This window comes from Photobacterium piscicola, from assembly GCF_046058925.1.
Taxonomy (GTDB): domain Bacteria; phylum Pseudomonadota; class Gammaproteobacteria; order Enterobacterales; family Vibrionaceae; genus Photobacterium; species Photobacterium piscicola.
Window position 1 is genome coordinate 1546734 of the sequence record NZ_CP175534.1, and the last position, 20506, is coordinate 1567239.

Here is a 20506-nt window from a genome sequence, read left to right on the forward strand (position 1 = left end):
ACAATGTGCTTTAGTATGATGCTATTAGCTGACCACACTGTTTTGACCGAAACAGCGATTATATTCTGACCGAATATGGCTAATAAACTGAGTTTCATCGTTTAGGAGTACGATAATGACGCAATACCACCAATATGAACCCCCCTTATCATCGATATCGCATATGTCTTCTTTTAATGCGGTATGTACTGTAATGGCCTTTTTTTCTGCCTCTTATTTTAGTTTCCGATTTAGTAACGGTTCTCTGTAACCGCACTTGTTATTGATTAAAAATCACAGGTTATGACTCATGTATCTGATTATAGATATATGGATTGCTATATCTAACAATAAGAAAAGAGAAAAATATGAATACTAAATTATTAGGAAGTTCGCTGATTATTGCGGGCACAGCGCTAGGTGCTGGTATGCTTGCTATACCGATGGTATTAGCACAGTTTGGTTTGTTATCTGGTTCCTTATTAATGTTACTTATATGGAGTGGCACGACTTACGCTGCTTTATTATTATTAGAAGCCAGTATTAAAGTGGGTGGTGGCTTAGGGATGAACACTATTGCCCGAAAAACATTGGGTAAAGGTGGTCAATTAGTCACTAATGGATTGTTGTATGCATTATTAGTTTGTTTATTAATGGCTTACATTATTGGCGCTGGTGATTTAGTTCAAAAGTTAGCGACTGGTTTTGGTTTTGATCTGTCAATGCTACAAAGCCAGATCACTTTTACTGTACTTGCTGGTTTTATTGTTGCCGCAGGAACTGGCGTCGTTGATAAGCTGAATCGTGTTTTATTTTTAATCATGGTTGCAGTATTAATCATTACCTTATGCGCTTTGATTCCCGGTATGAGTTTTAATCATTTTTTTGAAGCGAGTAATAATAGTAATATTGATTTAATTAAGACCAGTGCAGTATTGTTCACTAGTTTTGGTTTCTTTCCCGTTATACCGTCATTAGTGTCATACAATGATAAAGCAAGCCATAAGCAATTAAGAAATATGGTGTTACTAGGCTCATTGATTCCTCTAAGTTGCTATTTACTGTGGTTATATGCGGTTGTTGGTAGTTTATCAGCAGAACAACTGGTTAAATTTGATAATGTTTCGGTATTAATTGATGCATTAAGCACGCGATTCTCTGGTATACATATCATTTTATCGGTATTTACTGGCTTAGCCTTACTAACTTCATTTTTAGGTGTGGCAATGTCATTGTTTGATCAGAATGTGGATCTATTCAGACAGAATCGTGCTGTAACCTATGTTTTGACGTTTATTTTGCCGTTACTTGGCGCGATCTTTGCCGCGAATCAATTTTTAGCTGTCTTAAATTATGCAGGGCTGATTCTTGTTTTTATCGCTGTCTTCATACCGATGTTGATGATTCACAATATTCGCCAAGCGACACCAGTAGAGCAAAGCTCTGACTACCAAGTTGCTGGTGGTTCACTGGCAATGTTGATGAGTTTACTCTTTGGTTGTTTTTTAATTGGCGCTCAACTGATTTAGTGAGTGAGCAACAGACATGAAACGCTCATGATGTTATAAATGGGCGTTTTTTATCTTTAAAATAAAAATTGGAGATATGAGGAGAGTAGGGTAATAGATTGACCGATCTGAAATACCCTTTAAAGCACTTTATATGACCAGTATAAAGTTAAATCACTAATTTATATGAACCGCTTGGAGTACGATGTAATATCGTAAACGATGATAGAATTAGCTGCTGCAATCATACAAAGTTTCAGTAATGAGGGCTATCATCAAGACGTTTTTAGCAACGTGGATTTTTTGCTAAAAGTGTAAAGATTAAATTACACAATCTATGTTTGGGATCTAATCTTACTGTTTTTTTATTAGGTGAGTGATTAGGGTTGTTTTATTTTCTAATAAATTAGAATGGTTGCAGGTAGTTGTAGATGTTATGGGATAAAGCTTTAACAGTTGCTAAAGATGCGAGAGAAGCACAAGTATTGCTGCCTATTGCGACCATGAGCTCAGTGGTTTCTGAGCAGGGAATAGATTTTTTTATTAAGATCATGAATGGTAATCTTACTAAAAAAATACAACAAGGACAGACAGGACATAATCCATTTCTGCCGTATGAAGAGCAAATGTTTGTCGATAATGTTGGGCATGAGCATGTGTGCCTCTTGAATAAATACCCAATAGGAGAACCACACTTACTCATTTGTAGTAAGGCGTTTGTTAGTCAATCTTCTCTACTCGATCTTTATGACTTTTCTGCTTGGATACAAGGGGTAACATATCCCAATGTACTGGGTTTTTTTAACTCAGCATCAGAAGCTGGTGCTAGTCAGCGCCATCGACATATGCAGTTAATGAAGACTGCAGTACCGTTAGAAGAGATGATTCTGTCTGGTAAGCTACCATTTAGGCATAAATTATTTACTTTTGATCGTATTAATAGTGAGAAAGCGTATTTTTGTTACCTGGCGGCAATGCATGATTTAGGACTAACGCCCAATAATGTGACTGTGAATATTAATGAGCCGATAGAATGCTTGCCTTATAATATTCTATTAACTGAGCATTGGATGTTAGTGATCCCTCGATTAACGAATCATATTGGTGATATTTTTGCTAATGCACTTAACTACTCTGGATGTTTTTTAGTTAAAGATCAGCAGCAATATGACTGGTTAACTGATTATGGTTGTTTACGGCTATTAACTGAATGTGTAGCGCCATAAAGGCTATTTAGGGAGTATTATTACTCCCTTTTTATGGTTTAGGCATTTGTATCACAGCTAAGAAACGTTTTGGGTAACCGCTATGATAATAACTCGTTTCAGTGACACCAAAGTGCTTTTTAGACGATGAACTATGAATAAATTTAATTAATCCGGGTTTTACTTCTGTAATAATTCCCGCATGACCTGGTTTTCTTATTTTTAAATTAGTGCCAGTAAAAACAATAAGATCGCCTATTTGTGCATTTTTTAAGGGTATCGATTTATTGAATAACTGTGTGTATGCTGCGGTGGTTCTTGGAATTGAAATGTGAGAGTGTTTGTATACATATTGAATGAAGCCTGAACAATCGAATCCTTTGGGTGTCGTTCCCCCCCAAACATAACGAGTACCAATATATTTCTTGGCGAAATTAATCATTTTTTGTTGTTCTATTGTTGTAATAGGTTTCACTTGGTTTGTGTTTTTGTTAGGTAATACACTGATTTCTTTTATAATATGAGGACTTGCTCTTACATTTGACTCGCAAGATAGAGTGAGTAATAACGATAAAGGTAACATGATTTTGAAATATTTATTCATGGTGATTATAGTTTCTATATTTATAAGATTGATGTGTGATTAGTTTGATAATAAAGATTTATTTGTTGCTGACAATAGATATTAAACATTATTATTATTGATTAATATCAAATTAGATTTTAGTGTTAGGTATAATCTATAATCATTATTAACGTACATTGATTGATAATTGTTTAGTATAACTTTTATCTAAGTGAAAGTTATTTACTATGAAATTTTATATGACATATATAAATGTCACAAGATGTGTTTGGGTACTATTAATATAATGTCAAATAATTTATTAAACACTGTTCATTTTTCTTTTTTGTTGGTAATATTATTATTTACAAAAACAGTATTAGCGACACCGAGTTTAACTATTTGGTCTTCACATCAGAATCGTGATTTTTTAACAGTAATGACGGATAAATATAAAAAAAATCATGATGTTAATATAACAATTATACAGCTTGATCCATCAGAAATAAAAGCGGAAATTTTATTAAGTGCCCAAGATGGCGGTTTACCCGATCTTATTGTTATCCCTTCAGATTTCTTAGGGTTGCATAATCTGATGGATTTATCGACAATCCCTCGTGATTGGTATACAGAATCGTTGATTCCAAGAGTGAAGGCTACTGTAGAATTAGATGGTAAATATTGGGGTATTCCTCTTATTCAGGGTAATTTTTTACTCTTGTATTACAATAAAAAATATGTGACAAAGCCAGCCACAGATTTTAGAAATATTATTTCAGAAAAAAAACAATTTCTAGATAAAAATATTATGCCAATAGGATGGAATTATAATGATATGTATTATTTTATTCCTTTCTTATCTGCATTTAATGGTTGGCCTATCATTGATGGGAAAATTGAGTTGAATACGCCAGCTATGGTTGAAGCGCTAAAATATTATCGTTCTTTGGCTGTGCAAGGGATTGTTGATCGTAACTGTGATTACCGTTGTTCGCAGCTAGATTTTATTAAAGGAAAAAGTGCATATTCTATTAATGGCGATTGGGCATATCATGATTTAAAAGTGATGCTTGGTGATAATCTTGGTGTAGCCGTATTACCTAAAGTAAATGGTAAAACGATGCATCCTATGTCTAGCACATTTGTATTGGCCGTACCTAGCAATTCACAACACTCAAAAGAAAAACAGGAATTAATTAAAGATTTTGCTGAATTTGTTCAACAACCCAAAAATCAGCATGCGGTATATGAAAAAACCAAGTTATTACCAATCTCAATGCCGTATTATAGGCAACTTAGACAGAAAGCGACCGGAGATAATTTAGTTATGTTTCATCAAATGGCACTAACAAAGCTTATGCCATCAACGTTGAATATGGCTATTTCATGGCAGGCTATCGCTATAGGTTTTCAGCGTTATCAAGCAGGTGCAACAGCTGAATATGCTGCGGCACATATGCAGAAAATGGCAATAAAACAGATTCAGCACTTGGATTATAATTGATGAAGTTACGCTTAAAATCATCATTAGCATTGTTAATGTTAATAATTGCTGTTGTACCTGCTGCAATTGTTGGAGGATTACTTCTAAAGCAGCAATCAGATGTGGAAGCGAATTACCGTATTGGCATGTTAGATCGACTATCTAATACTATTGAACAAGAATTTGATTATCGTTTTTCTTTATTGTCGACAAGTTTAGATGTGCTATCACGAGATAGACTATTTGTGCAGGCGATTGATAATTTCTTTCTTGCGGGCCATGTAAGTTCTTCGCTGGGGACATTGGTTAAGAATACACCATTAATTCAAGCTGCTTACTTAGTTGATGATCAATGGTCGGAAGTTGAAAGCTACAATGGGATTCATGGTTTATCTTCTTTTTTAAAATTAAAAGATCTTCTTACGTATCGTTTATCAACTAACAATGGTAAAGGTCGCCAGTGGGTATTTTATTATAACGATGAAGATTTGATGCCGAAAAAGTTTAATCCAACACGGCGAGGAATTATCATTGGCGTTCCTATTTTTCAATCGATGACGAATGGCTTAAAGCGTATTCCTTTGGGGTATTTAATAATAGTTGTCCCAATTGAAAATATCGTTAAGGTATTACGACCTTATTTAAAAGATGGGGAACGTGTTGTCTTTCAAAATCATCGCTCTGATTTGATGGATCATGATGGTGATATGAGTGAGATTGTTATTGCTCAAGGAAAAATAGATCAAAACACACCAACAATACATAAAACAATCAATATAAAATTAGAAAATAAATATATTTCAGAGTCGATCCAATACACAATGAAAGTATATATGGATAAATATCTAGGTGAGAATCCTTATATAAATTCTTTAAAATATATATCATTATTTGGTGTGATTATTATTCTTTTGTCACTTTTTAGTGCGGGTTTGACCTATCGTTGGATTGCGCGTCCATTGGGTGGGCTAATGAATGTTGTGAGGGCTTATTCTCGAGGTGAATACAAAAGCTCAAATAAACAATTACGCTTTGCTGAATTTTTTATGGTTGAGCGACTTATTCGAAATATGGCAAAAACGATTCGAGCTCAAATGGCCGATTTAGCCGCGACGAATAAAGAGTTAAATGCTGCTTATTTAGAAAAAGAACAAGCTAACTTGCAATTGGTTAATTTCAATGATGAGTTAGAACGAAAAGTTGAAGAAAAGACCTTAGCGTTGAGTCGATCATTATTGCGAGAAGAAAATCGCCGATCGATGTTGCAATCATTATTATCATTTAGCCATGAACTTCAATCTGGCGATATTATAGAAACAGTAATGACACAAGTTGTTGCTCTATACCCGATGGCTGGTTGGGCAATGAAAAGCTATACTGGGAATAAGGGAATATGGGCTTGTGAAAACATAGACCAATCTCGCTTAGAAAATCAAGATATACAGCCTGAAAGTCATTATAGTGATTATTATTGTGTACCAAATAACGGTAAGTATTTGCATTGTTTTAAAGTTAAAAACAGTCAGAACGACATTGTTGGCATGATAGTGATGCAATATATACAATTAGAACATGATGATTTTGAAGTTATTTCTCTATTTATTCGTCAATTAGCTACTGAATTAGAAGGTCGACTATTAAATGAAGAATTAGCGCGTATTGCGATTACTGATTCATTGACCGGACTTGCAAATAGAAAAGCTTTTGATAAAGATTTAGAAGAGCATATACAATTAATTAATCGGTATCCTGATCGTCATTTTGGTTTGTTCATGCTTGATGTTAATGGACTGAAACGAGCAAATGATCAACATGGTCATAGTATGGGTGATGCGTTATTAATTGAAACCAGTAAGTTATTAGTTGAAACCTGTCGATTGACAGATAAGGTTTATCGTCTTGGTGGTGATGAATTTGCCATTATTTTAGAGGCCGGTGATTGTGACAGCTGTGACATTTTATGGCGTCGATTAGAAACAGTACGCGATCAAATTAACTATGCTAGTTTACCAAATGGAAAACAGGTTGAAATTCATTTTGCTGTTGGGTATGCCAGTACTGATCAATACTCAGCAGAGCAAGTTTGTTTAGTTGCAGATAAAGCAATGTATAAAGATAAACGTCATTTTTATGAACAAACAGGAATTGGACGATAATAAACATAACCACTGCGATAATATGTATTATTGCAGTGGTTTTTTATAAGTAAAATACTTATTTATGATTTGAGAAGTTATCACCCTTCGCCATGCGATCATATAAAATCACATTAACTGCTGCTGCCAGATTCATACAGCCTTTTGTTGGGACGTAAATAGTTTCACGACAAAAGTCAGTAATTTCTTTTTTTAATGTGCCGTCTTCAGGACCAAAAATATAAAATGCACGTTTTGGATGTTTATATTCAGGTAATGGTTTTGCATCATCAATTAAATCAACGGCAACAGGTACACAGCCGACAGGAATAATTGCTTTTAGATCTTCAACACCAATTAATGGAATATCAAGCGCAACATTTTTGGTATCAGTACAAAACTGTGCAGCGTGATCATAACGAGTGCCAGTATAAAAGACAGAGTTGACACCATAACAACCCGCTGCTCGCATAACCGAACCGACGTTTTCAGGTGTTTTGGGGTTAAAAAGGCCTACGCAAGAGTAACCCTGACTTTTTTTGCTCATATGTACATCTACTTTAGAAATTGTGGCGGGATTGTATACCTAAAGACGATATTTTTGCAGTAGGTACCATTATTTAGAAGAGAACAAAACAGGAACTTAGGGTCCCTGTTTTTAAGTGACGTTTTATTTACCGCAACATTTTTTATATTTCTGACCACTGCCACATGAGCAAGGATCGTTACGGTTAGGTGTTTTATCAAACACTGTTGTCGTAGGTTTGTTTAATGTTGCAGTAAGATCCGCAATATCTTCTTCAACGTCAGCATTAATTGTAAATATTGCAAAAAGCTGTTGCTCTGCAAGCTCTACTTCTAATTCTTGTTGGCGTTCTTCAGTATTCACTATCAATGTGAGCGGATTGGTTTCCGTGCCAAGTTTAGTTTCGCGCTTCGTGTTGTAGCCACAGCTGCTGTGTTTTGGCTTCTTTTCGATGCGACCTTTATAGAAAAATTTAGACATGGGATAACCTGCTTGCTATGAAATATTCGCGCATCATTCGTGAATGGGTACGCTTAATAACTAAAAAGCCACCAAAGTTAAGGTGGCTGAAATTGCGGGCATAATAACCGCCATTGTGTGTGTTATCAAGCGTTGAGCAAGCGCTTCAGTAATAAAAGTCGGTGGGTGTTCTGATCAAAAATAGGATATATGGTGTTTTTTCATTGGTCTTTGTTGAAGTAAACGATTGCATTGTTATTATCATCTCTTCTACACTTAAGCGGTTTTAATCAAACACCGCTGTGAAACGGTGTGTTGCTTACACTTATTATATAGACGAAAAAACCTATCAAATTAATAGGTTTTTTCGTCTATCACTGCTGATAATAATTGTTAATATACTCAATATATAAAAGAGTAAATAATGATAAATTGTCTGATATGTTAGTGTATTAGCGATAAATACAATGATTAGATGTAACATATTGACTGATAAGATTATTAATGTATAACAAAAATTTTCAATTTTTATCACGAAAAATGCATAAAAAATTGAAAATTACGGCATAATAACGCCCGTTATACCAAGCAATTGATTGCTGTACCAGATCGAATGATCTGTAAATAAATGGGAACATTACATGGTTAAACCAGAAAATAACGCAATTGTAATTTTTGGTGCGTCAGGCGATTTGACTCATCGAAAACTAATCCCTGCGTTCTATCATTTATACGCTAATGGTTTATTGCCAGAAGATTTCGCTATTTTAGGTGTTAGTCGTACGGCATATAGTGATCAGGAATTTCGTGATAAGCTTCGTTCTGCATTAGAAGAAAATGAAAAAACAGATGCGGCGATATTAACGAAGTTTTGTGAACATTTATATTATCAGGCATTGAATACTTCTGATGCTGAACAATATGGCGTATTAAAGCAGCGCTTAGATGTCTTTAAAGATACTCACCATACACATGGCAATGCTGTCTTTTATCTCGCAACGCCACCGAGTCTTTATGGTGTAATTCCTGAGTGTCTTGCTGCTCATGGTCTTAATGATGAAGCGGATGGCTGGAAAAATCTTATTGTAGAAAAGCCATTTGGTTATGATCTTGAATCGGCTATTTCTCTTGATAAACAAATTCACGCATGTTTCCAAGAACATCAAATTTACCGCATTGACCACTACTTAGGTAAAGAGACAGTACAAAACTTACTTGTCTTCCGTTTTGCTAATGGCATGTTTGAACCATTATGGAACCGTAATTTTATTGATTACGTTGAAATTACTGCATCTGAAGCCTTAGGCGTTGAAGATCGTGGTGGTTATTATGATGGTGCGGGCGCGGTACGTGATATGTTCCAAAACCACCTATTGCAAGTTCTAGCAATGGTAGGTATGGAATCTCCAGCAGCTATTAATGCTGATTCGATTCGTGATGAAGTAGTTAAAGTGATGCAAAGCTTTAAGCCTTTATCAGAAGATGATTTGACTAACAATTTAGTCTTAGGTCAATACACTGAATCTGATGTTCGTGGTAAGCATCTACCAGGTTACCGTCAAGAGCATGGCGTTAATACTGATTCACGCACAGAAACGTATGTTGGTATGAAGATGTTTATTGAGAACTGGCGTTGGAATGGCGTACCATTCTACGTTCGTACAGGTAAGCGTTTACCGACACGTGTAACAGAGGTTGTTATTCATTTTAAGAAAACACCGCATCCAGTATTTGCAGCTAAATCAGCTGAAAATAAGTTGATTATTCGTATTCAACCCGATGAAGGCATCTTAATGAGTTTTGGTTTGAAAAAACCAGGTGCAGGTTTTGAGACGCAAGAAGTATCGATGGATTTCCATTACGATAAACTTGAATCAATGAATATGCTAACAGCTTATGAGCGTTTATTGTTAGATTGCATGAAACAAGATGCAACCTTATTTGCCCGTACTGATGCAGTAAAAGCTTGTTGGAAATTTGTTCAACCTATTCTTGATCATAAAGAACAACCTGAGCACTTATTTGGTTACGCAGCAGGAACATGGGGACCAAAAGAAGCCGATGAACTGTTAATTAATGATGGTCGTCAATGGCGCTTCCCATGTAAGAATTTAGCTAATACTGATTATTGTGAGTTATAAGCATGATGAATTATAAAGTATTTGCGACGCCACAAGATGTAGTGATTTCTCTTGCTGAAACCATGCAAGCGATGAGTTTACAATCTCAAGCGGTACATATTTCCTTATCCGGTGGCAGTACGCCTAAATTGTTATTCAAAGTATTAGCGCAAGCGCCTTTTGCTGACAGTATTCAATGGAATAATCTTCATTTCTGGTGGGGTGATGAGCGTTGTGTTGCTCCAACCGATGCTGAAAGTAATTTTGGCGAAGCAAATGACTTGTTATTTAAGCACGTTACAATTCCAGCAGCAAATATTCACCGTATTCGTGGTGAAGCAGAGCCTATTGCTGAATGTGCACGTTTTGCAGCAGAGATGGATGCAGTGATTCCACATAAACAGGGATTACCAGCATTTGATTGGATTTTATTAGGCATGGGTGGTGATGGCCATACTGCTTCTTTATTTCCACATCAGACCAATTTTGATGATCCTGCATTAGCAGTGATTGCCACTCAACCACAAAGTGGCCAGCAACGTATTTCAAAAACAGCGCGTTTACTTGAAAATGCTGACCGTATTACTTATTTGGTATTGGGTGAAAGTAAGGCTGAAGTCTTATTTGAAATAAATAGTACGCCGGCAGAGATGTTAGCTTATCCTGCCGCAAAAATTAAAGCCTCTCATGGCGAAACAGAATGGTATTTAGATGCAGCAGCTGCAAAGTTGCTAGCACAAGGAGAATAATATGAAAGGCGATATTGGTGTTATTGGTTTAGCTGTTATGGGTCAAAACTTGATCCTTAATATGAACGACCATGGTTTTAAAGTTGTTGCGTTTAACCGTACCGTTTCTAAAGTAGAAGAATTCCTTGAAGGTCCTGCAAAGGACACTAACATTATCGGTGCGACATCATTAGAAGACTTGGTCTCTAAACTAGAATCACCACGTAAAATCATGTTAATGGTTCGTGCTGGTGATGTTGTTGATGCATTTATTGACCAACTTGTACCGCTACTAGATAAAGGCGACATCATTATTGATGGTGGTAACTCAAACTATCCAGACACTAACCGTCGTGTTGCAGCCCTTGAAGCAAAAGGCTTATTATACGTAGGTTCTGGTGTTTCTGGTGGTGAAGAAGGTGCTCGTTTTGGTCCTTCAATCATGCCTGGTGGTTCTGAAGCAGCATGGCCTGCAATCAAACCTATCTTTCAAGCAATCTCTGCAAAAACAGCAGCAGGTGAGCCTTGTTGTGATTGGGTGGGTAAAGACGGTGCTGGTCACTTCGTTAAGATGGTTCACAATGGCATCGAATACGGCGACATGCAGTTAATTAGCGAAGCATACCACTTCATGAAGTCTGGTTTAGAGCTGTCTCATGATGAAATGCAAGCTATTCTTCAAGAATGGAATAAGACTGAGCTAGATAGCTACTTAGTTGAAATTACAGCTGAAATTCTTGGTTATAAAGATGAAGATGGTCAGCCTCTTGTTGAAAAAATTCTTGATACTGCGGGCCAAAAAGGTACAGGTAAGTGGACAGGTATTAATGCACTAGATTTAGGCATTCCACTAACACTTATTACTGAAGCAGTGTTTGCGCGTTGTGTTTCTTCAATGAAAGAGCAACGTGTTGAAGCAGAAAGCTTATTTGGTAAAACAATTGCTAAAATTGATGGCGATAAGAAAGAGTGGGTTGATGCATTACGTCAAGCACTACTTGCATCAAAGATCATTTCTTATGCACAAGGCTTTATGTTAATCCGTGAAGCATCAGAAGAGTTTAACTGGGATCTAAACTACGGCAACGTGGCACTTATGTGGCGTGGTGGTTGTATTATCCGTAGTGCATTCCTAGGTAATATTCGTGATGCATACGATACAAACCCAGAAATCAAATTCCTAGGTTCAGATACTTACTTTAAAGATATTCTATTAAACAGCATGCCAGCATGGCGTAAAGTAGCATCAAAAGCGATGGAAATTGGCCTACCAATGCCAACAATGACATCAGCATTAACCTTCCTTGATGGCTACACAACAGCAAGCTTACCTGCGAACATGATTCAAGCGCAGCGTGACTACTTCGGTGCTCACACCTATGAGCGTATTGATCAGCCTCGTGGTCAGTTCTTCCATACGAACTGGACGGGTACTGGCGGTAATACAGCATCTACTACTTACGACGTATAATGTCTAAGTAATCGATATAATTAAGCCATCGTTTTTACGGTGGCTTTTTTTATGCATGATGTATTGTGATGAATCTAGATTTAACTTGCTATACGTTGGCAATAGAGTAATGCGCGTAATTCCATATTTTCAGCTTCAAGCGCCACTATTTGTTTATGAGCTTCTGTGCGCATATCTTCATTTGTTTTTCGTGTTTTTTCAAAAATATCGCTCAGGGCACTAAACAATTCTTCTCCAGCAAGCAGCATTTCTTTGCCGCTAATTTCAATATTATAAGAACGTAATAAATCACGAGCATAAGTGGTTAAGTCACCTTTGGCGCGACCAATTTCTTTGTCAATTAATGGGCAAGTGTGAGGGTAGGAGAAACCTGACATATTTTGTACCTTTAAAGTCAAATATCCATAAAAGATAATTGTTATAAACCTCCGTGCCTATGAGATGATTTTCGCTTACATTTTTAAATTGATCAATATATGCACAATAAGTTTGACAAAAAACAAACAAACGTCTCTTTTTTGATACAAATTAGTCAGTAATCATGCTGTTGGGTGAAGCATTAATCTATGTTGATGAGTGCTAATTACGGTGATTTGTTGGTAAAAATAAACCCTCGTATCGATTAAGAGTACGAGGGCTTAAATATCACACTAAAATCAAATAATTAACTTACTTCAATTGGGCCACCAAAGGCGGTTACTGGTGGTAATTCACCTTTGAATTTCTCAATATTGACTAAACACGTTTGGGCACTAGTCGCTTGCGCCAATTCGGATGTTGGTATATCCATGGTTAGAGTATTTGGATCGCCATAGGTATCAATCGCACCAATCTTCTCATTTAATGGCCCGTACCATGCACCTTCTTCTATACGAACGACGCCTTGTGGGTAGCTGTCTGTGATAACAGCACCTGCAAGTAGTTGACCACGATCGTTAAACACACGTACAACGTCACCGTCTTTGATGCCTTTAGCTGTAGCATCTTTTGGGTTGATGTAGACAGGTTCACGGCCTTGGACGGTATACGTCGCGCGGAATTCATCGGATTCACACATTTGTGAGTGCAAGCGTTTGTCAGGGTGACAAGATTGCATCCAGAACGGATGTTTATCTGAGCCCGGACCACCATGTGAACGTTCTGTCTTTTCAAACCACATTGGGTGACCTTGACAGTGTTCATAGCCATAACGAGCAATCTTACGGCTGGATATTTCAATGAAACCTGACGGTGTGCCTAGCGCATTTATTTCTGGATCTTGACGGAAATCGGCATGTCGAACCCAGGGCTTACCAGTGCCAAAATCTAGGAATCCTTGCTCCCAGAAAACATCAAATTCTGGCATGTCGAATTTGCCTGCATTAGCTTTTCGGCAATCGTTATACAGCATTTGAACCCATTGCATTTCATCCATACCACGGGTGTATTCTTTATTTTTACCAAAACGACGTGATAATTCAGTGAAAATATCAAAGTCAGTTTTTGATTGGTACAGTGGGTCAACTAACTTTTGCATTGCGATTAAGCCACGGCCACTGTATGAGCCCATAACGTCAATATCGTTACGTTCAAACTGAGTACATGCAGGGAGTACAATATCAGAGAAACGACAGGTCGCCGTCCATGCAAAATCAATCGTTACCACGGTTTGTAATTTTTGGAACGCTTGTTTCATGCGGTTACGATCTTGGTGGTGATGCCAAGGGTTGTTACCGCTGATCACCATCATTTTGTAATCAGGCAGAATCACTTTAGAACCATTGTATTTAATTTCTTTACCCGGTTCTAAAATACAATCAACGAAGCGTGCGACAGGGATAGTACGACTATAACCATTGAAGTCGTTGTTATCCCATTTGGGTTTTTGCCCCTCATCCACGTTACGAGGAAAACCGCCTGGTGCTGCAAAGCCTGTTGATGGGACACCAATACCGGAGTAATGATGGCCATAAGAAATACCGCCGCCAGGTAAGCCAATTTGTCCTACCATCGCAGCAATAACGGCACCCATCCAGTAAGGTTGCTCGCCGTGTTCTTGACGTTGAATACACCAACCAAATAGAATTTGAGTACGCTCTTTAACCAGCATACGAGCAAATTCACGGATTTGATCAGCGGGTACGCCACAAATTTCAGCTGCCCATTCTGGTGTTTTCTCAATGTTATCTTTAGTGTCACCTTTGACATAACCAATAAACTCATCAAAGCCCAAACAATACATTTTGATGAATTCTTTATCATAAAGATTCTCAGTGTAAAGCGTGTGTGCTACACCCAACATAAACGGTACATCTGTCTGCGGGTGAAGGTAAAGATGCGTGTTTTCTAAGTAACGCTGGGTCTTGTTTTTAACCGGATCAACCGAAATAACATTGATCTCACCTTTAGCTACTTTTTCTTTTAGTTGCGCAAGGTAAGGGTAAGACTCATGCGTTTCACAGTTCCAACCTACTTGGAGGTTTTTAACCGGATCGTTAGCCCATAAAATAATGTTCTTACTGTTGTCTAAAATTTCAGACCATGACGTACCTTGAGCATATACTTCAGTCGAACCTAGCACATAAGGCATTATGGTTTGGCCTGCACCTGTTGAGTAGTCGCCAACTTTGGTGATGTAATTACCGTGCATACCGACAGCACGTTGCATGTGACTGGTACAGCTATGGAATTGACCCGTTTGACGCCAGCCTGTTTGACCTGCGTGGAGCGCCCATGGACCGTAATCTTTTTGAATACGCTCTAATTCACGGTAGAACAAATCTAAGGCTTCATCCCATGTCACACGTACAAAACGATTATTACCGCGTGTTTCGCCACTAAACTTGTGCTTTTTAAGCCAGTCTAGACGTACCATTGGGTAACGAACGCGTGATGGATTATAAATAATCCCCTTGATGCCTTTTAGCATTTCAGTTGGGTTTTTATCTATTTCAATCGCTTCAATTTGTTGCACTTTACCTGCATAAATTTGTGCACGAAAAGCACCCCAGTGAGATCCAGAATAACGCCATGTTCCTTGACCTATTTGATCGTCTGCAAACACTTTTGATGATGCGAGTAGGCTTGGGCCTATAACTGTCGCTGCACTTGTTGTAGCAAGGCCTTTAAGAAAACTTCTTCTTGATACTGACATATTTATTTTAACTCCATCAAAACTTAGTGCTGTGCATCAGAAAAATCAGATGAATGCTTCTGTAGGTACTTCAACACAATAGCTTCGCTATCACGGTCAAAGTTTACAAATGCTAGCATACCGTTAAACATGCCCGGCCATGTGTTTGCATCAAAATGCGCTTCAGCAGGTTGGGTGTGACATACAGAACAGTTGGTGGTGTAAGCTGTTTTTGCTTGTGCCCATACTGGTGTGATGTCATTCACTAATGAGTCTTTAGGCATCCATACTTTAGCGGTAACACGCTGCCAAGGAAGGCCTGTTAGGTCATCGACTTTCTCTTCATATTTATCAACAACTTTATCATTTTGAGCTGATTCTTTAAGTAGAGATGCAACCGGAATATTCATTCCGAAATCTTCCTGAATCACACGACCATAGCCTTTATCTTTACGCCAACCTGCAATCTCAACTTCTACTGCATTATCTGTTTCATCAATGACTTTAACGCCAGATGCTGGATTTAGAATACCCGCTTCAACAGTCATTGCTTTATCTTCATAAACAGGTAAGAAGCGAACGCTATAAATCTCTTCACCTTTGCTGTAATCAGTACCATGAGAAAGTTGGACTAGCTCTGACACCATGCCACCACTGGTATCCATATCTTTTGGTAAGTGGTGAGCAATACCTTTATGACAATCAACACAGCTTTGATCTCGCTCTGCTGCATTTTTCATTTGAACGCGTGCAACAGGGGACATTTTTTCGAAGTCCATACCTTTGTAATCATGGCAATCACGACATTCTTGTGAGCCATTGGCTTTAAAGCGTTCCCATTCATGCTGTGCTAGCACAATTCGGCGATCTTCAAATTTTTCAGGGGTATCAATGAATCCAGCAAAATGGGCAAAGACTTCTTTGCTTGCTTGAATTTTACGTGAAATTTTATCAGTCCAATCATGAGGGACATGGCAATCAGGGCAGGTTGCTCGAACACCTGAACGGTTCTTATCATGAATAGTATTAACGTATTCAGGCACGACATTATCGGCATGACAGCTTACACAGAATTCTTCAGTATTCGTTTTTTCAAGGGCCGTATTAAATCCGCCCCAGAAAATAATACCCGCAACAAAACCGCCAAGGGCTAAAACACCAAGGCTAATATGAACGCTTGGGCGTGATAGAGTCAGCCAAGCTTTTTTTAAAAATGCTTTCATTATTATTGTTTCTCTTTAAATGATGCTTGTAGTGTGAAGTAGGGGATCAACCACCGTGACCGGGAGGACCAAAGACAAACAATTGCAACATCCAAACTGTGAAACCATAACCACCAACGAAAATGACACTTAAAATAGGGAACAGGAAAATGGTAATAAAAAGGAACATTTTCCATTCGCGGCTACGTGTTTTCTTGGCAGTAGCATCAGTAATACTGCTCATAAAACCTCCTAAAATATGGTTAAAGGGAAAGTTATTTCTTATAAATAGTTATATCAATTTTAATTTCAATATGATCATAAAGTAGACCGCTGTACTTATTCAATTATTAAATGCGTAATTCTGTTATTAAAATAGTATTTTTTTGAATTTAAACTTAGTTATTAATACTAAAAATACATATGTATAAATTAATTATTATTTAAGTGTAATTATTACAATAAAAGCCAAGAGCCAACTTGTGGTAATGTTGTATTTTTGTTTGTTTTATTGGTGCTTATTGGGTGTGATTGTTGGTTATTGCGATGCTATTAATGGTTTGTGTTGATTGAAAATTGAAGGATTGGTAATGGAAGAAGTGTTTTGTTAATGCTTTTACGTAATCTAATATGAATAGAGTCGTAATTAAAGGCTTAATATGAATGGAGTTGTTAATAATGCGGGATAGAAAAGAGAGCTATCAGATAGCTCTCGAATAAATATTAATCAATTAATTGATATTCTTGGCGTAATATATCAATAATTTCACTCTTTGGATCTTGGCTTAGAGTAATTGGTTGTCCAGTGATTTTTTCTGCGATATTGGTGTAGATTTTAGATATCTGCATTAATATATCTTGAGGGAGCGCATTCTCTGTCGCTAGTGCAAAACGTTCAGGCATACGTTCTTTATTTAATAAAATATCTGGATCTGGAAAGTAATTAAGCAACACTTGACGGAAATCTTCTTTGGAATTTTCAACGATCTGTCCGTCACGATAAGCGGCACCATCCCAAATTCGTGATGAATCTGGTGTACCCACTTCATCCATATAGATAAGTTTTTCATTACCGTTAGCATCTGTAACGTAGCCAAATTCAAATTTAGTATCGACAAAAATTTGGTCTAATTTTGCTAATTCGTGACTAATAACTGTAAATCCATCGGTTAATAGTTTTTCGTAATAGTTAATATCATCAGTATTTCGGAAATTAAAGGCTTGGTAGTTATTGATGAGATCTTGACGAGTCACGTTAACATCATCCGCTTCAGGCACATTAGGGATGTCTTTTAGGATACCTTTGGTTGAGGGGGTCATTAGAAGCTCTGAAAGTTTTTGATCTTTTTCTAGACCTTCTGGTAGTTCGATACCACAGAAATTGCGTTCACCTTGCGTGTATGATCGCCACATTGAACCTGTGATGTATTGACGACAAATAGCTTCTACCATTACAGGTTTTGCTTTTTGTACAATCCAGACAAAAGGATGGGGAATATCAAGAATATGGCTATCGGCTAAGCCATTATCTTTAAAGAGTTTAAACCAATGATTTGAGATTGCATTAAGTGCCGCGCCTTTACCGGGAACACCTTTCAAACCACCTTCACCATGCCAAATACAGTCAAAGGCGGAAATGCGATCACTGATAATCATAATTGCAAGAGGCGCATCAGGTTGAACGTTGTAGCCTTTTTGTTGAATTAGACGACGACTGTCTGCGTCTGTTAGCCAATAAACAGAGCGTACTTTTCCACTGTGAACGGGTTTATCGGTACGGATGGGCAGGTCGTCATTGACGGCAAGAACTTGATCAGCAAGACTCATGGTGAAATTCCTATTTCAAAATGATGGCATCGAAATACAGAGTGTTTAAGATAAACATTACCTCAAGCACTCATCTTATTAAGCATAATACTCGGTTCATTGTACGACTACCAGTAAAAAAGCAAACGATTGCTTTTTGGTTTGAAATGGTGACAAATGTAAAGTATGGTAATGAAATATCATACTTTACATTATGAGATAGTGTTTTACTGGGGATTAAAAACGTTGATAAAAGGCATGTAAATCACGGGGCGTAATATAAAACATGTGCAATAACCATTGTTTAGTATCGTCCAGGTTGAACCAGACAGGTGTAAATTGGAAATGACTCCAATTTGTGACAACTTGTAGTGCACCATCATAACTTGGTGCTAGATCAAATAAGATAACAATAGCGATAACCTGAGCTAGGCTAATGAACGGTTTGGTAAAGGCAAAAGGTTTAAGTGCGGTGCCAAATGATGATTTAAAGCGTTTGTTTGATAGATCGACGCTGTATATTTCATCAAGGACTAAATGTACGATGCCGCCAAGTAGAACAAACCCGCCAGCAAACCAACTATCAGTCGCTGTATGCCCCAATAAGACGCAAATATGGACACAACAGAGTGCAATAAGAGTCACAAATGAAATCGAGTGACATGCGCCACGGTGAACCGTACAACGGTCAAATACCGCTTTGCCAAAATAACGAATAGTAATAAACAATGAGATGACATACAAAATCAACTCAAGCATTGCGACATGGGTGTAAATATGGCTGATGAGTAAAAAACAACAAAACCCAGCCAGAAGTGTAAACAATGCTTTCATCGACGTTGAGTGGTCTGAATCAATGTCAGGTAGAAGCCCACCGATGGTGCCAAAAAAAGTCATCCATAGTGCAATGCTGGGGCTAATATGATCAGCCGACAACAATGTAGTTGCTGTTAAACCACTAACAATTGCTGCAATTGTGAAATGGGTCGAGAAATTTGCCAAGAAAAATGAATTCCAACTGGATACATATACAGGTATTTATCACTGTTAGTTATCTTAGTTCAATATTTATCACACTTTTAATGTAATTTATGAAAGTGATTGAGTGAAAAAGAATCATTTTAGTTTTTAGTTGCAATTAAGGTGAATAAATTGCTTTCTCAATTTGAAGCTGAAAGGAGTAAAGAGAGTAGCTGTATACGCTTTAAAAGGTCACAGCTACTTGAAATTAAAGCAGGTGATCTTAACCTGTAATCAATGCTGAAATGATGCCGATAATACCACCAAAGACTCCGCCCCAAATAACCAGCCAACCCAGGTGTTCGCTAATCATTTTTTCTACCATTTCTTTGACCATTTTAGGGGTAAGTTCATTTAAACGTTGGTCAATAATATCTTCAATTTTACTTTCAATATCATGCAATGTTTCAGGTTTGGCTAATTGTTGTTTCAGTGCTGTTTTAAAATTATCTTGTTCACTGATTTCTGTTACTGATAGCTGCATTTTCTCAATAAAAGGTTCACGTAATGGTTCCATGGCTTCTGGGCCACCCATCATGGTGATCATGCCGCCAAAGGATGAATTCATGATCACATCCAGTAATGAATCAAAGGTTGGTGCAAAATCAATTTTGCTGATAATTGGTTGCATATCCAGCACGGTTGATTGGTCGGTATCTTGGCTTAAAAAGCGACTAATGTTTTGTTGAGTAAAAAACTGCTCCATCATTAGGTTTTTAATGGCTAGTTTAAACGCTTCAAAGCGAGCAGGGATAACACCTGAACCATAAAGGCCGGGTACTTTTTCAAATAACATATAAATGGCAAGCCAGTTTGTTAATGCACCGGAAAAAGCAAATAAGCCACAGTAAAGAATGATATGTTGATTACTAATATAACCAATGAATAAGAGAAGGAGAGAGAGCACATTGGTCATTAAGCTTTTATTTTTTATCATGATGTAGTTCTTAGTAGTAACACCGATTGAAACGGCAAATAAAGACAGTCAATGGCGCATAGCCACCAATAATGGAGCCGAATTTTAACAATAGATAGTGACCAATGCCAGATTTTGCTGGGCTACACCATCTTTGATTACACGATGTTTGGTAGATAAAGGAGTGTGGATGTAATGTCATGTTTTACGATTTAAACTTTATATGGCAATTGCTATACTCGTTTGCTATGCGTTTATTGCCTTACTGAGT

The 20506-nt window shown here is 37.4% G+C and carries 17 protein-coding genes; 7 read left to right on the plus strand and 10 right to left on the minus strand.

The window, feature by feature from the left end:
• Positions 1-347 precede the first annotated feature (347 nt).
• Together ACJZU6_RS07435 and ACJZU6_RS07440 are read left to right on the plus strand one after the other, a co-directional pair.
• Positions 348-1508 carry an amino acid permease gene (locus ACJZU6_RS07435; protein ID WP_080159180.1) on the plus strand — a complete coding sequence of 387 codons (1161 nt, stop codon included), beginning with the start codon at positions 348-350 and terminating at the stop codon, positions 1506-1508.
• A 410-nt stretch (positions 1509-1918) separates the two neighbouring features.
• The gene (locus tag ACJZU6_RS07440) at positions 1919-2713 is read left to right on the plus strand and encodes a phosphorylase (RefSeq protein WP_080159181.1); all 795 of its coding nucleotides are present in this window, start codon (positions 1919-1921) and stop codon (positions 2711-2713) included.
• 31 nt (positions 2714-2744) lie between these two features.
• Here the strand turns inward: ACJZU6_RS07440 and ACJZU6_RS07445 are convergent, their stop codons facing one another.
• Positions 2745-3296: a C40 family peptidase gene (locus ACJZU6_RS07445; protein WP_235865983.1), complete on the minus strand. Its 552-nt coding sequence runs from the start codon at positions 3294-3296 to the stop codon at positions 2745-2747.
• A 268-nt stretch (positions 3297-3564) separates the two neighbouring features.
• Here ACJZU6_RS07445 and ACJZU6_RS07450 point away from each other — a divergent pair, with 268 nt between their 5' ends.
• Both ACJZU6_RS07450 and ACJZU6_RS07455 read left to right on the plus strand, forming a co-directional pair.
• The gene (locus tag ACJZU6_RS07450; RefSeq protein ID WP_408900898.1) at positions 3565-4761 is read left to right on the plus strand and encodes an extracellular solute-binding protein; all 1197 of its coding nucleotides are present in this window, start codon (positions 3565-3567) and stop codon (positions 4759-4761) included.
• Positions 4761-6896 carry a diguanylate cyclase domain-containing protein gene (locus ACJZU6_RS07455; protein WP_408900899.1) on the plus strand — a complete coding sequence of 712 codons (2136 nt, stop codon included), beginning with the start codon at positions 4761-4763 and terminating at the stop codon, positions 6894-6896. Before ACJZU6_RS07450 ends, ACJZU6_RS07455 begins: the two co-directional genes overlap by 1 nt.
• A gap of 58 nt (positions 6897-6954) precedes the next feature.
• Here ACJZU6_RS07455 and ACJZU6_RS07460 read toward each other — a convergent pair whose 3' ends face one another.
• Both ACJZU6_RS07460 and ACJZU6_RS07465 read right to left on the minus strand, forming a co-directional pair.
• A complete protein-coding gene (locus ACJZU6_RS07460) occupies positions 6955-7422 on the minus strand; it encodes an RNA methyltransferase (protein ID WP_080159184.1) in 468 nt (155 codons plus the stop codon).
• A gap of 123 nt (positions 7423-7545) precedes the next feature.
• Positions 7546-7881, minus strand: a complete 336-nt coding sequence (locus ACJZU6_RS07465) for a PBPRA1643 family SWIM/SEC-C metal-binding motif protein (protein WP_408900900.1) — start codon at positions 7879-7881, stop codon at positions 7546-7548.
• A 620-nt stretch (positions 7882-8501) separates the two neighbouring features.
• On the opposite strand from ACJZU6_RS07465, the gene zwf reads away from it, so the two are divergent.
• Genes zwf through gnd form a run of 3 tightly spaced genes read left to right on the plus strand, consistent with a single transcriptional unit; the run spans position 8502 to position 12179 of the window.
• Positions 8502-10001: a glucose-6-phosphate dehydrogenase gene (zwf, locus tag ACJZU6_RS07470; protein WP_107275703.1), complete on the plus strand. Its 1500-nt coding sequence runs from the start codon at positions 8502-8504 to the stop codon at positions 9999-10001.
• Between the two features lie 2 nt (positions 10002-10003).
• Complete coding sequence (gene pgl / locus ACJZU6_RS07475) at positions 10004-10729, plus strand: 6-phosphogluconolactonase (RefSeq protein WP_107275702.1); 726 nt, start codon at positions 10004-10006, stop codon at positions 10727-10729.
• A gap of 1 nt (position 10730) precedes the next feature.
• A complete protein-coding gene (gene gnd / locus ACJZU6_RS07480; RefSeq protein WP_080159188.1) occupies positions 10731-12179 on the plus strand; it encodes a decarboxylating NADP(+)-dependent phosphogluconate dehydrogenase in 1449 nt (482 codons plus the stop codon).
• 80 nt (positions 12180-12259) lie between these two features.
• On the opposite strand, the gene ACJZU6_RS07485 is transcribed toward gnd, so the two are convergent.
• The 7 genes from ACJZU6_RS07485 to ACJZU6_RS07515 all read right to left on the minus strand — a co-directional run bounded on the left by ACJZU6_RS07485 (position 12260) and on the right by ACJZU6_RS07515 (position 20256).
• Entirely contained in the window at positions 12260-12556 is a 297-nt protein-coding gene (locus tag ACJZU6_RS07485) for a hypothetical protein (protein ID WP_045040663.1), read from the minus strand.
• A 287-nt stretch (positions 12557-12843) separates the two neighbouring features.
• Positions 12844-15312, minus strand: coding sequence for a trimethylamine-N-oxide reductase TorA (gene torA / locus ACJZU6_RS07490; protein ID WP_080159189.1), 2469 nt, complete (start codon positions 15310-15312; stop codon positions 12844-12846).
• 23 nt (positions 15313-15335) lie between these two features.
• Positions 15336-16514 (minus strand): pentaheme c-type cytochrome TorC, encoded by a 1179-nt coding sequence (gene torC, locus ACJZU6_RS07495; protein WP_080159190.1) that lies wholly within the window; start codon positions 16512-16514, stop codon positions 15336-15338.
• A 46-nt stretch (positions 16515-16560) separates the two neighbouring features.
• On the minus strand, positions 16561-16737 hold the full coding sequence (gene torE / locus ACJZU6_RS07500) for a trimethylamine N-oxide reductase system protein TorE (protein ID WP_080159191.1): 177 nt from the start codon (positions 16735-16737) through the stop codon (positions 16561-16563).
• A 479-nt stretch (positions 16738-17216) separates the two neighbouring features.
• A complete protein-coding gene (locus ACJZU6_RS07505; RefSeq protein ID WP_080159192.1) occupies positions 17217-18320 on the minus strand; it encodes a phosphoribosylaminoimidazolesuccinocarboxamide synthase in 1104 nt (367 codons plus the stop codon).
• Between the two features lie 216 nt (positions 18321-18536).
• Positions 18537-19301, minus strand: coding sequence for a metal-dependent hydrolase (locus ACJZU6_RS07510; RefSeq protein ID WP_080159193.1), 765 nt, complete (start codon positions 19299-19301; stop codon positions 18537-18539).
• A 241-nt stretch (positions 19302-19542) separates the two neighbouring features.
• Positions 19543-20256, minus strand: a complete 714-nt coding sequence (locus tag ACJZU6_RS07515; protein WP_080159194.1) for a DUF445 family protein — start codon at positions 20254-20256, stop codon at positions 19543-19545.
• Positions 20257-20506: the final 250 nt, after the last annotated feature.

Excerpts from the sequence above, each read along its gene's own strand:
- pgl (WP_107275702.1), top strand. The coding sequence starts at position 10,004 with ATGATGAATTATAAAGTATTTGCGACGCCACAAGATGTAGTGATTTCT.
- ACJZU6_RS07435 (WP_080159180.1), top strand. The coding sequence starts at position 348 with ATGAATACTAAATTATTAGGAAGTTCGCTGATTATTGCGGGCACAGCG.
- ACJZU6_RS07505 (WP_080159192.1), bottom strand. The coding sequence starts at position 18,320 with ATGAGTCTTGCTGATCAAGTTCTTGCCGTCAATGACGACCTGCCCATC.
- ACJZU6_RS07515 (WP_080159194.1), bottom strand. The coding sequence starts at position 20,256 with ATGATAAAAAATAAAAGCTTAATGACCAATGTGCTCTCTCTCCTTCTC.
- torA (WP_080159189.1), bottom strand. The coding sequence starts at position 15,312 with ATGTCAGTATCAAGAAGAAGTTTTCTTAAAGGCCTTGCTACAACAAGT.
- ACJZU6_RS07450 (WP_408900898.1), top strand. The coding sequence starts at position 3,565 with ATGTCAAATAATTTATTAAACACTGTTCATTTTTCTTTTTTGTTGGTA.
- ACJZU6_RS07455 (WP_408900899.1), top strand. The coding sequence starts at position 4,761 with ATGAAGTTACGCTTAAAATCATCATTAGCATTGTTAATGTTAATAATT.
- ACJZU6_RS07440 (WP_080159181.1), top strand. The coding sequence starts at position 1,919 with ATGTTATGGGATAAAGCTTTAACAGTTGCTAAAGATGCGAGAGAAGCA.
- ACJZU6_RS07445 (WP_235865983.1), bottom strand. The coding sequence starts at position 3,296 with ATGAATAAATATTTCAAAATCATGTTACCTTTATCGTTATTACTCACT.
- zwf (WP_107275703.1), top strand. The coding sequence starts at position 8,502 with ATGGTTAAACCAGAAAATAACGCAATTGTAATTTTTGGTGCGTCAGGC.
- ACJZU6_RS07465 (WP_408900900.1), bottom strand. The coding sequence starts at position 7,881 with ATGTCTAAATTTTTCTATAAAGGTCGCATCGAAAAGAAGCCAAAACAC.
- ACJZU6_RS07485 (WP_045040663.1), bottom strand. The coding sequence starts at position 12,556 with ATGTCAGGTTTCTCCTACCCTCACACTTGCCCATTAATTGACAAAGAA.
- torE (WP_080159191.1), bottom strand. The coding sequence starts at position 16,737 with ATGAGCAGTATTACTGATGCTACTGCCAAGAAAACACGTAGCCGCGAA.
- torC (WP_080159190.1), bottom strand. The coding sequence starts at position 16,514 with ATGAAAGCATTTTTAAAAAAAGCTTGGCTGACTCTATCACGCCCAAGC.
- gnd (WP_080159188.1), top strand. The coding sequence starts at position 10,731 with ATGAAAGGCGATATTGGTGTTATTGGTTTAGCTGTTATGGGTCAAAAC.
- ACJZU6_RS07460 (WP_080159184.1), bottom strand. The coding sequence starts at position 7,422 with ATGAGCAAAAAAAGTCAGGGTTACTCTTGCGTAGGCCTTTTTAACCCC.